General features: G+C 38.0%; 10 protein-coding genes, 1 pseudogene and 1 other annotated feature. Of the genes and pseudogenes, 2 read left to right on the forward strand and 9 right to left on the reverse strand.

The window, feature by feature from the left end:
- Window positions 1-201: 201 nt before the first annotated feature.
- From leuB to E1I69_RS22425, 9 genes are all read right to left on the reverse strand, one after another.
- On the reverse strand, window positions 202-1,314 hold the full coding sequence (gene leuB / locus E1I69_RS22385) for a 3-isopropylmalate dehydrogenase (protein WP_136381747.1): 1,113 nt from the start codon (window positions 1,312-1,314) through the stop codon (window positions 202-204).
- 51 nt (window positions 1,315-1,365) lie between these two features.
- Window positions 1,366-2,910 carry a 2-isopropylmalate synthase gene (locus E1I69_RS22390; RefSeq protein ID WP_136381748.1) on the reverse strand — a complete coding sequence of 515 codons (1,545 nt, stop codon included), beginning with the start codon at window positions 2,908-2,910 and terminating at the stop codon, window positions 1,366-1,368.
- On the reverse strand, window positions 2,897-3,925 hold the full coding sequence (ilvC, locus tag E1I69_RS22395; RefSeq protein ID WP_136381749.1) for a ketol-acid reductoisomerase: 1,029 nt from the start codon (window positions 3,923-3,925) through the stop codon (window positions 2,897-2,899). The genes E1I69_RS22390 and ilvC overlap by 14 nt, the downstream gene beginning before the upstream one ends.
- A 55-nt stretch (window positions 3,926-3,980) precedes the next feature.
- Window positions 3,981-4,499 carry an acetolactate synthase small subunit gene (gene ilvN, locus E1I69_RS22400; RefSeq protein ID WP_136381750.1) on the reverse strand — a complete coding sequence of 173 codons (519 nt, stop codon included), beginning with the start codon at window positions 4,497-4,499 and terminating at the stop codon, window positions 3,981-3,983.
- On the reverse strand, window positions 4,496-6,214 hold the full coding sequence (ilvB, locus tag E1I69_RS22405) for an acetolactate synthase large subunit (protein WP_136381751.1): 1,719 nt from the start codon (window positions 6,212-6,214) through the stop codon (window positions 4,496-4,498). The genes ilvN and ilvB overlap by 4 nt, the downstream gene beginning before the upstream one ends.
- Window positions 6,215-6,300: 86 nt before the next feature.
- Window positions 6,301-6,559: a binding site (T-box leader), on the reverse strand.
- 1,040 nt (window positions 6,560-7,599) lie between these two features.
- A complete protein-coding gene (locus E1I69_RS22410) occupies window positions 7,600-8,109 on the reverse strand; it encodes a metallophosphoesterase family protein (RefSeq protein WP_136381752.1) in 510 nt (169 codons plus the stop codon).
- Window positions 8,106-8,711, reverse strand: a complete 606-nt coding sequence (locus E1I69_RS22415) for an XTP/dITP diphosphatase (RefSeq protein ID WP_136381753.1) — start codon at window positions 8,709-8,711, stop codon at window positions 8,106-8,108. Before E1I69_RS22415 ends, E1I69_RS22410 begins: the two co-directional genes overlap by 4 nt.
- Window position 8,712: 1 nt before the next feature.
- Window positions 8,713-9,462: a ribonuclease PH gene (gene rph / locus E1I69_RS22420; protein WP_136381754.1), complete on the reverse strand. Its 750-nt coding sequence runs from the start codon at window positions 9,460-9,462 to the stop codon at window positions 8,713-8,715.
- Between the two features lie 136 nt (window positions 9,463-9,598).
- Window positions 9,599-10,660 carry a GerMN domain-containing protein gene (locus E1I69_RS22425; protein ID WP_136381755.1) on the reverse strand — a complete coding sequence of 354 codons (1,062 nt, stop codon included), beginning with the start codon at window positions 10,658-10,660 and terminating at the stop codon, window positions 9,599-9,601.
- A gap of 180 nt (window positions 10,661-10,840) precedes the next feature.
- On the opposite strand from E1I69_RS22425, the gene E1I69_RS22430 reads away from it, so the two are divergent.
- Both E1I69_RS22430 and E1I69_RS22435 read left to right on the forward strand, forming a co-directional pair.
- On the forward strand, window positions 10,841-11,755 hold the full coding sequence (locus E1I69_RS22430) for a nuclease-related domain-containing protein (protein ID WP_136381756.1): 915 nt from the start codon (window positions 10,841-10,843) through the stop codon (window positions 11,753-11,755).
- 289 nt (window positions 11,756-12,044) lie between these two features.
- Window positions 12,045-12,327 (forward strand): annotated as a pseudogene (locus E1I69_RS22435) (IS21 family transposase); the annotation flags it as partial.

Here is a 12,327-nt window from a genome sequence, read left to right on the forward strand (position 1 = left end):
TCCATTATGGAGTCCTCCTTGGTTACAAATTAGGGGTCATTTCGTCGCGATTTGACACCCCGCATCATACCAAGAGGGCTCTTTTTGTTCAAGTCCCCGAAAATCCTTCTAACAGGAATGCTCCTTTTTTCTTTATTTTTGAAAAGATAAGCTCGGTATATACCGAGCTATCTAGTGGGTCTTGCTATGATTCTAAAAGTCTTATGCATAAGCCGACATAATATTAGAAATTGCCCCGTCTTCAACTAAGGCCTCTTTAATTTTTCCCACCATTTCAGTTGTTGAAATTGCTCTTTGTAAGGAATCTGTAATATCTGCTGTCCGGTGCCCAGCTGCTAAAACTTCGTCTACCGCTTTTTCCACAGCTCTTGCTTCTTCCTCTAATCCAAATGATAAGCGTAAAAGCATGGCTGCCGATAAAATGGTTGCGATTGGATTTGCAATATCCTTCCCAGCTATATCTGGCGCAGAACCGTGGATTGGTTCAAACAAACTTGGTCCATCTGTCGATAAACTTGCTGAAGGAAGCATTCCAAGAGATCCGGTTAGCATCGATGCTTCATCACTTAAAATATCTCCAAACATATTTTCAGTAACAATCACATCAAATTGTCTAGGATTTCGGATTAATTGCATCGCAGCGTTATCCACAAGCATATGCTCTAATGATACATCTGGATAATCTACAGCTACTTCTTCCGCAACCTCACGCCACATTCTGCTAGATTCTAATACATTTGCTTTGTCAACAGAAGTAACTTTTTTCTTTCTTGACATAGCCATATCAAATGCCTTCTCGATGATACGTTTCATTTCAGAACGCTTGTAGGATAGAGTATCAACAGCAGCTTCTTCTCCATCCTCTATTGTTCTTCCGCTAGGCTTTCCGAAATAAAGTCCACCAGTAAGCTCTCTTACAATAACAAAGTCAGCATTTTCGATTACTTCGTGCTTGAGCGGCGACGCATCTAGCAAGCTATTAAAACAAGTTACAGGTCTTACATTTGCATATAAATTCAACGCTTTTCGAATTTGTAATAAACCTTTTTCAGGTCGTAAATGTGGAGGGTTTTTATCCCACTTCGGACCTCCAACTGCCCCAAGTAATACCGCATCACTTTGTTTACATACTTCCAGTGTTTCTGCTGGTAGAGGAGTGCCTTCAGTGTCTATAGCCACACCACCTATTAAAGCGTGTTGAAATGTAAACTCATGATTGTATTGTTCGGCAATAGCCTTCAACACTTCGATTGCCCCTTTAGTCACTTCTTTACCTACGCCATCACCACGAAGTACGGCAATACGTTTCTTCATTCTGACTCCTCCTCTTTTTTTCCTTAACACACTGAAAATAGTAATTACTTTTTATACTCCAACTTTTTCAAGTAATTTCTTATTCTTTTCAACGGCTAGTAATCTATTGACTGCATTTACATACGCTCGAGCGGAAGCCTCTAGCACGTCTTGTGCAGAACCTCTCCCACTGCTTTCTGCATTATTATGTCTTACTTTTACAAAAACTTCAGCTAGCGCATCCCGTCCTGCGCCAACAGACTGGATTCGGTAATCATCTAAAGTAATAGAAATACCGAAACAACGCTCAAGCGTGTTATAAAGTGCTTCAACACTTCCTGATCCTGTTGCAGCCTCTTGGATTTGATTACCTTCACGATCTGTTAAAGTAATTGTTGCAGTGGGGATTTGGTTAGTACCGTATTGTACTTGCAATGAAGTCAATTGATACATATCTTCTACATTAGCAACTTTTTCATCTACTAATAATGTCACCAAATCATCATCCGTGATTTCTTTCTTTTTATCCGCTAAATCTTTAAATAACTTAAATACACGATTAATTTCCCCGTCATCTACTGAATACCCTAATTCAACAATACGATTGCGGAATGCGTGTCTACCAGAGTGCTTTCCAAGTACCATTGAATTTGATTTAACCCCAACTAATTCCGGAGTGATAATTTCATACGTCGTTTTTTCCTTAAGCACACCGTCTTGGTGAATACCGGATTCATGTGCAAAAGCATTTTTGCCGATGACCGCTTTGTTTGATGGAACAATCATACCTGTTAATTTGCTTACCAAATCACTTGTACGTTTGATTTCATCCAACTTTAAGCGTGTATTAGCTTGATAGAAGTCTTGACGAATATGCAAAGCGACCGCCACTTCTTCAAGTGCTGCATTACCCGCTCTTTCACCAATCCCATTTATTGTTCCTTCTACCTGTAAAGCACCATGCTCTACAGCCGATAATGAATTGGAAACGGCCATTCCAAGATCATCATGACAGTGAGTAGATAGGATGACTTTATCAATATTCGGCACGTTATTTATTACATAAGTAAACATTTTTCCATATTCTTCAGGTGCGCCATAACCCACTGTATCTGGTAGATTAATAACATTTGCACCTGCATCAATCACTTCTTTAATGATTTTTGCTAAGAAATCTAATTCAGTTCGACTCGCATCTTCTGCGGACCACTGGATAATCGGAAAGAATTTGGATGCATACTTTACACTATCAACTGCCGATTGAATAACCTGTTCTTTAGTCTGTCTTAGCTTATATTTTCTATGAATTGGGGATGTAGCAATAAAGGTATGGAGACGTGGCTCTGCTCCACCCTTTAAAGCTTCCCAAGCAGCATCGATATCACCTTGTACGGCTCTTGCTAATCCCGTTACAGAAACATTTTTGATGGTTTCAGCAATTTGTTTAACTGACTGAAAGTCACCTTCAGAGGCAGCTGGAAATCCGGCCTCCATAACATCCACATTGAGTCGTTCCAGCTGCTTTGCAATTTCAAGTTTCTCGTGTAGGTTTAAGTTTACTCCAGCAGACTGTTCTCCATCTCTTAATGTAGTGTCAAAAATATTAATTTTCCGCACGGGCACCCACCACTTCTTTCTGTTGTCTTTGCTTCACGAATGGCATCATTGCACGAAGCTTCTTACCAACAACTTCGATTTGATGTTCTGCTTCAATCTTGTTAATTGCGTTGAACTCTGGACGATTTGCTTGGTTTTCAAGGATCCAGCCTTTAGCAAATTTACCTGTTTGGATATCTTTTAATACTTCTTTCATTTCTGCTTTTACACTGTCAGTAACAATACGTGGTCCAGTTACGAAATCTCCCCACTGAGCTGTATCAGAGATTGAATATCTCATTCCAGCTAAACCCTCTTCGTACATTAAATCAACGATAAGTTTTAGTTCATGTAAACACTCAAAATATGCAACCTCTGGTTGGTATCCAGCTTCTACTAATGTTTCGAATCCTGCTTTAACTAATGCAGAAGTACCACCACATAAAACTGCCTGCTCACCGAATAGGTCTGTTTCAGTTTCTTCTTTAAATGTAGTTTCTAGAACACCTGCTCTAGCAGCACCAATTCCTTTTGCATATGCAAGTGCTACTTCTTTTGCGTTACCAGTTACATCCTGCTCAATCGCAATTAACGCTGGAACTCCTGCACCTTCAGTGTACGTACGACGTACTAAATGTCCTGGTCCTTTTGGTGCTACTAGGAATACATCTACGAAGCTTGGAGGAACGATTTGGCTAAAGTGGATGTTAAAACCATGTGCGAATACTAATGCATTTCCTGGCTTTAATCCTGGCTCAATTTCTTCTTTATAAACTTTTGGTTGATTTTCATCTGGAAGTAAAACCATTACAACGTCTGCTTGCTCAGATGCTTCACGAACTGAATATACTGGCAGACCATCATTTTTCGCTTGTTCAAAAGACTTTCCTTGACGAAGACCAACAATTACATCAACGCCACTTTCACGTAAGTTAAGTGCATGTGCATGCCCTTGTGAACCATAACCAATGATTGCAACCTTTTTATTTTGTAAAGCTAACTCATTCACATCTCCGTTATAATATACCTTTGTCATTTTAAAATCTCTCCCTTATTAGAATTAAATTATATATGGTATTGTGATTAAACCCTTAAACGATAGAAAAATTCTTTGAATTTGAAGCTGTCTTTTGGTTTCCTCTTGTAAAAGCTGTTGTGCCAGTTCGGGCAACTTCTTTGATACCGTATGGTTTTAAGAGGTCAATTAAAGCTTCTACTTTTTCGGATTCGCCGGTTACTTGGATAACAAGGCTATCCTTACTTACATCAATAATAGTTGCTCGAAATGGATCTATTAAGCTATAAATCTCATTTCTATTAGAAGGACTGGATGATACTTTAATAAGCGCTAACTCTCTTGCGACTATAGCTTGATTTGTAATATCCATGACCTTAATAACATCGATTTGCTTGTTTAACTGTTTTGTAATTTGTTCAACAACCGTTTCTTCATCAAGATGAATGACAAATGTCATCCGCGAGAGCCCCTCAGTTTCAGAATGTCCCACTGTGATGCTTTCAATATTGTAATGACGTTTGGTTAAAAGGCCGGTGATTCGATTAAGTACACCCGCACGATTATTTACTAATAATGTAATGATTCTTTTCACAGCTTAACACCTACCATTTCATGATGACCCTTTCCTGTTGCAACCATTGGGTACACATTTTCGAAAGGTGTCACACTAAAGTCCATAAGAACTGGCCCCTCAAATTCAAGAGCATCTTTCAACACTTGTTCTGCTTCTTTGTCATTTGAAGCTTTCATTCCCTTAATTCCATATGCATCAGCTAATTTCATAAAATCTGGCTGATTAGGGATTAAAGAGTGTGAGTATCTTTCATTATAGAAAAGTTCTTGCCATTGTCTGACCATTCCTAAAGCTTTGTTATTAAGGATTATAATTTTAATTGGCAGATTTAGCTCCTGAATGACTGAAAGCTCTTGTGATGTCATCTGGAACCCGCCATCTCCAAGAATGGCAACAACAGTTGAAGATTTTTCAGCAATCTGTGCTCCTATACTCGATGGTAACCCAAAGCCCATTGTCCCCAAACCACCAGAGGTTACCCAACGATTAGGCTTCGTGAAATGATAGTACTGAGCTGCCCACATTTGGTGCTGACCAACGTCTGTTGTTACAATCGCATCACCTTTTGTATATTTATAGATAAGTTCAATTAATTTTTGTGGCTTTAGTTCATCTTCTGATGGTTTGTAAACAAGTGGATATTCTTCCTTCCAACCTGCTAGTTTTTCTCTCCATTCCTGAGATTCCCCAGGCTTACCATTTTGGTGAACTAAGCTTTTAAGAACTTCCTTTGCATCCCCGACAACAGGAATTTTGGTTGGTACGTTTTTCCCAATTTCCGCAGGATCAATATCAATATGTGCAACGGTTGCGTTTGGAGCAAAATGTTGCAGATTTCCAGTAACCCTGTCATCAAATCTAGCTCCAATACTAATCAAGAGGTCACATTCGTGTAAAGCCATGTTAGCTGTGTATGTGCCATGCATTCCTGCCATTCCAAGATAAAGCGGATGATCGGCTGGGAATCCGCCTAAACCTAGAAGTGTATGGGTTAAAGGGATCTGCTGTTGTTCTACATATTCTCTTAACTCCTTAGCTGCTTTTGCAAATATAACCCCAGCTCCTGCTAAAATAACTGGCTTCTTCGCTTGGCTAACTGCTTCAACTAGCTTACGAATTTGTAAGTGGTTTGGCTGAATTGTTGGCTGATAACCAGGCAAATGAATTTCTTGATCGTAGTCAAATTCAGCTTCATGTACTGTCATGTCTTTTGGAATATCAATTAATACAGGCCCTGGTCTTCCAGAAGTAGCGATATAAAATGCTTCTTTAATAATTTTTGGTAGGTCTTTAACATCCCTAACCTGGTAACTATGTTTTGTAATTGGCATTGTGATTCCTAGCACATCTGCTTCTTGGAAAGCATCAGAACCAATTACTGATGATGCAACCTGACCTGTAAATACAACAAGTGGAATTGAGTCAATCATTGCATCTGCTAATCCAGTGACTATATTTGTAGCTCCCGGTCCGGAAGTAGCGATGACGACTCCTGGTTTTCCTGAAATTCTCGCATACCCTTCAGCTGCATGTATTCCACCTTGTTCATGTCTAGATAAGACATGAAAAATACCTGAATCATATAAACTATCATAAATATTAAGTACAGCACCGCCAGGATATCCAAAAATGACTTCTACGTTTTCCCGTTTTAATGCTTCAATTAGCATTTGGGAACCGTTCATTTTTGTAGAAGCTTTAGTTTGTTCTTCCACTTTTGCATTTAAGCCCATTTTTCCTTACATCCCTTCCTTATTGTAAATAAATGTTTTAATAAAAACAGAAAATGCCAGTCCACCCACTAGACCAATTTCTTGGTCGAAGGGGTGAAAAGGCATTTATCACTTTCCACGGTACCACCCTTGTTCGCGATCTAAAAAATGATCGCCTCAGGAACAACTTTGTTGTTCATTTTGATAACGGGTGAGCTGTTACCAAACACCCGATTAGCCCTACTAAAGAGTTCAAGCTAACACTCAGAGGTGAGTTCATCAAACGGGATACCACCGGGTTCCACCAGTACCGGCTCTCTGTCGATATCGTAACGTATGATTACTTATCCTCTTCAACGTTTATGAATATTGATAATTTTCATTTTACATCTTTTAAAGTTCTATGCGCTTAATAAAGCTTTAATGCCAAAAAACTTAAACGCTTTACACTACTGAAAACTAAAGTATAAAAAATAATCCACATCCACGAACTCTCATCTTTTTAAAATAATGGAGTACATATGTTAGGACTGTCATATGCTGTTAATTCACGAAATAAACAATAGTCTATTTTGTGAAAATATTTAATATTAGAGCTTATATTACTCTCATTTTTTATAAGAGTCAACACCATTTTAGAGAATTGTTAGATTATTTTGATTTGAGACAAAATCTGTATCCGCTTACACCTTTGGTGCTACGCTGTTTCTGAATTAAAAGAATTTCTTGAAAAATTTGTGAACGCAAATGAAGATTTAGAGAAGGTATAAGGTTGGAATTTATTAGGCGAGGATCTAACAAAACTTGTAAGAAATATAAAAAAACACTTCAATTCATTTTTATGAAAAGAAGTGTTTGTGATTGAGTATGTAAAATGGCGTCCCAGGAGAGATTCGAACTCCCGACCGACGGCTTAGCTTACCACTATGACTTTCGTCACCAACGATTGTTGTTTGTAGTCTGGACTATATCTTCACCATTTCAGGTGCGACACGTGTAGTCTCTACGGAACCTCACAATAATCGTGATTGATTATTCTTTGGAGTTTCTACCATCATTACATGATCATTCGAATCTCCTCAGTCTTTTATCAAGACGTAAGTTTCCTCGGTATTACCATCAGCTTAACACTGTTAAGGCTTCACCGATATAGTGTCGTCCACTCTATAAGTTATTGTTTCCCTATAGAGGCTCCTATTCTTGAAGGCCGTTGCTCTATCCTGCTGAGCTACTGGGACATTGTTATTAAGTTTATATGCTTTGCTTGAGCTACTAGGCATATTTGTATTTTTTGTCGTTAAACTCATTAGCGACATTTTTTATTATAGTCAGATAGCAACCAGATGTCAACATTTTTTAAGAAATATTTTCTAAAGGGAGTAAAAAGTACTCCCTTTGCTATTGTATCATATATGCTCCTTTGTTGATAACTCCTCAACTACATTTCCTTCACTATCGTAAAAAACAACATTTGCGTGTTTGTCGACAATCTCTAAAATTACATATGTTTTCTCCTTGCGCATCCTCGGCAAACGAAAACTACCAGGATTTATAAACAAAATATCATCAATCATTTCAGCGCCCGCTATATGCGAATGTCCAAAACATGCTATGGATGCACCCGATTCTTGTGCACGATATTTAAGATTCATTAATGTCATTTTCACATTGTACAAATGACCATGTGTAAGATAGACCTTTACCCCATTTAAAAGAACTACCATATCATTAGGATAGTTCGTATCAAAATCACAATTTCCTCTTACAGCTGAAAAACCACTCATTTCCTCCGATTGTGAAGAAAGCTCAGAATCTCCAAGATGAATCATAAATTCAACATCATCTTTATGACGCTTTTTTATGTCTACTAATTCATTTGTTAGGCAATGACTGTCGCTTATGATCAGTACTTTCATCTTTGAAACTCCTCACGATCTCTTAAAAGCTCTTCAAGCTGTCTAAGTGCATTGCCACGATGACTGATTTGATTTTTCTCATCTTTTGATAGTTCAGCCATCGTTTTTCCTGTTTCCGGTACAAAAAAGATTGGATCATAACCAAACCCATTTTCACCAACAGGCTTTTCTGTAATGACACCTTCACAAAGTCCTTCAACAATTTCCGTTTTTTCCCCTGGAATAGCTAGAGCTAGTGCACAGTGGAACCTAGCCGATCTTTTGTCTTCTGGAACTCCTTTTAACTCATCTAACACTTTAGTAAGATTATCGAGATCATTTTTATGCTCACCTGCATATCTTGCAGAATATACTCCTGGTCTACCATCAAGATAGTCGATAGAAAGACCGGAATCATCTGCTATAACAGGTATGTGTAGTTTTTTCGCAATTGCTTCTGCTTTTATCTGTGCATTTTCAGCAAAGGTTTCACCAGTCTCCTCTATATCCTCAATATGCGGATAATCGAGTAAGGACTTCACATCTACACCTTGACTTGAAAATAAGTCTCTAAACTCTTTAACCTTCCCTCGATTTTTGGTAGCAATCATGATTTCTTTCACTTTATGAGTCCTTCTTTCCAATTAAGTTTGAAAAATCACCTAATGCTTCTTTCTGAGCGTAAATTAACTCATTTATTCCTTTTTCGGCAAGTTCTAATAGTGTATTTAGTTGATGACGCGAAAACGTAGATTCTTCACCAGTTCCCTGAAGCTCTACAAATTGACCCGCACCTGTCATGACAACATTCATATCTACATTTGCCGTTGAATCTTCTATGTAATTTAAATCAAGGATTTCTCCTTTTTCCGGGTCTATTCCTACCGAAATGGCCGCTAAAAAATCAGTGATTGGAAAGGAGCTCATTTTTTTATTCTGATAAATTTTATGTACAGCAAGAACCATTGCAATAAAAGCGCCAGTTATCGATGCAGTTCTTGTCCCCCCATCCGCTTGGATGACATCACAATCAATCCAAATTGTTTTTTCACCAAGCTGTTCCAAATTAACAACAGATCTAAGAGCTCGTCCAATTAGACGTTGAATTTCCATCGTTCTCCCTGAAATTTTCCCCTTACTGGATTCGCGGATATTTCTATGCTCAGTAGCCCTCGGAAGCATGGAATATTCAGCTGTGATCCATCCCTTTCCAGACCCTCTCATAAACGGAGGCACTCTGTCATCAATGCTCGCATTACAAATGACCTTTGTATCACCGACTGTAATTAAAACGGATCCTTCTGGATGTTTTATATAGTTCATGTCAAACTGAATCGGTCGTAGTTGATTATGTAATCGTCCATCAACCCTCAAAAATAAAACCTCCTGTCTTTCACTAAAAAAGGTGGGCTATCAATGCCCAACCGTCCTTTATAGTATAACAAAAAATTGCTTTACTATTGTACCCTCACATTAAAAATGGATGTGAACAATGTCCACATCCAAATTTTTAGAAACTACCTGTATTCACATTTGCAGGACGAGTTACTGGTTCAGTCAATGATTTGCCATCCTCAGTAACAACATCTTCACTACCATTAACCGTGATCGCAACACTTTTCACTTCGGGCTGCTCAGTTAAGGATAAAACTAACGAGTTAATAACATGATTGGAAATCATTTTCTCGTTAAAGGCTCCATAAATTGCTTCATTGAAGTCAAGTGTGACTTTTCCATCATCCATTTTTGCACTTAACAGTTTTACATCTTGATGGAGTTCACTAATTAAGTTGGATCCCATATTTGGTCCATCGATTAACGCATTTACTACTGCCGATACCTTATCATCTCCGGTATTTTCAATACGTTTTGTTACTGGTACATAATATTCACCTTCTTCATTTTGCACAAAGAAGTAAAGAGTAACAGGACGACTGTTCGTGATGTCGACAACATCGCTGTTGTCCATATTTATCCCATCAGCTCTACTTAAATCAGCTGGGATCGGAGTACCGTTTACAGGCATTTCCTCTAATGTATAACCATTTACGCTGATAACAACGTTGTTCACATTTTCAAATTGCGTTAATGTCCAAGTAATCGCTTGTAAGATTTTTTCTTCGTCTTCTGGACTATACGTTTGGAATTCCTTTGAAAAATCAGCTGTAATTGTTCCATCCTTCAAGTTTACACTTACTTCTGTATCCTGTGGAATAACGGCTCTGAACCCGTCTGGTAAAATTTCATTTAAAGGTCCACCAGCAACTAAATACTCAAGTGCTTGTTTTGCTGCCGCTTCTTGCTTCGGAAGATCTACAGTGTAAGGGACCACTAGTCCGTTTTCATCAATCAGATATAAGTCACGTTTTACGGTTTCAGTAGCAGCTTCCTCCTGATCAGTTGCCTCTTCAGCTGGATTTTCCCCTTTTGCGACCGTCTCATCAACCGCTTCGTTTTGTGGTGGATCCATTTGCTTGGCTTCTTCCTTTCCACCTAATAAGCCACATCCTGAAAGTAATACTGTTGAAGTAACCACTGTGGCAGCTATTGCAGATTTAGTTATTTTACGCATTCTTTTCCCTCCTAAGGCAGTTTGTACTACTATGTATACGAGCCCTATTTTCAAATTAGACCGCTTTTTAGTGAAAAAAATGGACAAAATGTTTTTGATTTTTAAACTAATAGATTGTAAAAATAGAATAGAAGATTTAAAATTATTTCATAACTAAGAAAGGAAGTGTTGCGTTTGATCATGAAAACTCGTACTCTCCCCAATGAATTAACGCCCCTAAGATCCATCCGTGCCCGTCAGAAAGTTACCGAAAAAATTGAGAACCAAGTCCATATACTTGAGAAAGGTTTTATCGGAGAAACATGGTTTGACCAGCAATTAGAAAATCTTTCACTTGATTGCCTGATTATCAACGACTTGCTTCTCGAAACAAATAACACTCATTACCAAATTGATTCACTCCTTATTTTCCGGCGCAAAATTCACCTATTTGAAGTAAAAAACTATGAAGGTGATTATGTTGTTAATGGAGATCGCTGGCAAAGTTTATCCTCTGGAAAAGAGATCAAGAACCCCCTTTTACAGCTTACGCGAAGTGAGTCCCTTTTTAGACAATTACTGCAACAGCTCGGTTCTAATTTCACAGTTGAAAGTCATCTAGTTTTCATAAATCCCGAATTTTACCTCTACCAAGCATCACCAAACCTACCGATTATTTTCCCATCCCAACTGACTCGATTCCTGAACAATCTACGTTCCCAATCCTCCAGTTTGGTTGAAAAACATCATGCATTGGCAAAAAAGTTACTTTCACTACATATAAAGAAATCTCCTTTTTCATTACAGCCTCAATATAGTTTTGGTGAAATGGAGAAAGGAATTTTGTGTGGTTTGTGTTGGAGTGGGTTTATGAAGTGTGGGAATCAGCATAAACTAACCTGCCCTAATTGTGGATGTTGGGAGGATAAGGAACTTGCAGTAACTAGAAGTATCGAGGAATTCGAGCAACTTTTTCCGAATATAAAGATTACTGTAAGTACTATATTTGAGTGGTGTAACGTAATTAAAAGTAAAAAGACAATTAGAAAAATACTTTCAAAAAATTATAATCTAATTCAGTCAGGAAGATCGTCGTATTACGAGAGGCGTAATTAGATATAGACCTACTACAGTTTAATTGTAAAGGTTGTCGAAGATAGAATATTCGTTATTTTTAGGTCATGTAATGTTTGTGGGAACGATTAGGTTTTATTCTTACCTTTTCTTACCTTCACTTCGGCTGTGAACCTTATACGAGGGTACGATTAGACCTTATTCTTACCTTCACTCCGGCTGTGAACCTTATACGAGGGTAGAAATGCTACATTAAATATGTACAATAACGCTTGGATAAATATGTACAAAGTTGCTTTCATTCTACATACTAGTCATGAGGTGACTAGCTATGTATATATCATTAAATGTCGATGTTGATTTTGAGATTAATAGTCTTTTAGACTTACCAAAATTCAAGCAAATAATGGAGCATATGAAAATGAAAATTAATAAGAGCAAATTGGCAGAGGAATTAGGGGTAGATCGCCGAACAGTCGAAAAATACCTGAATGGTTTTGTTCCTAAAAGGACGAGAAAAAAGTCTTCAAAAATTGATGAATACTATGAAGTAATCGCTGCACTTTTGTCAGAGGATTCCAAGCAAGTGTTTTATTATCGGCGAGTGCTTTGGC

It is taken from the genome of Bacillus timonensis, from assembly GCF_004799755.1.
Classification (GTDB): domain Bacteria; phylum Bacillota; class Bacilli; order Bacillales; family Bacillaceae_L; genus Ferdinandcohnia; species Ferdinandcohnia timonensis_A.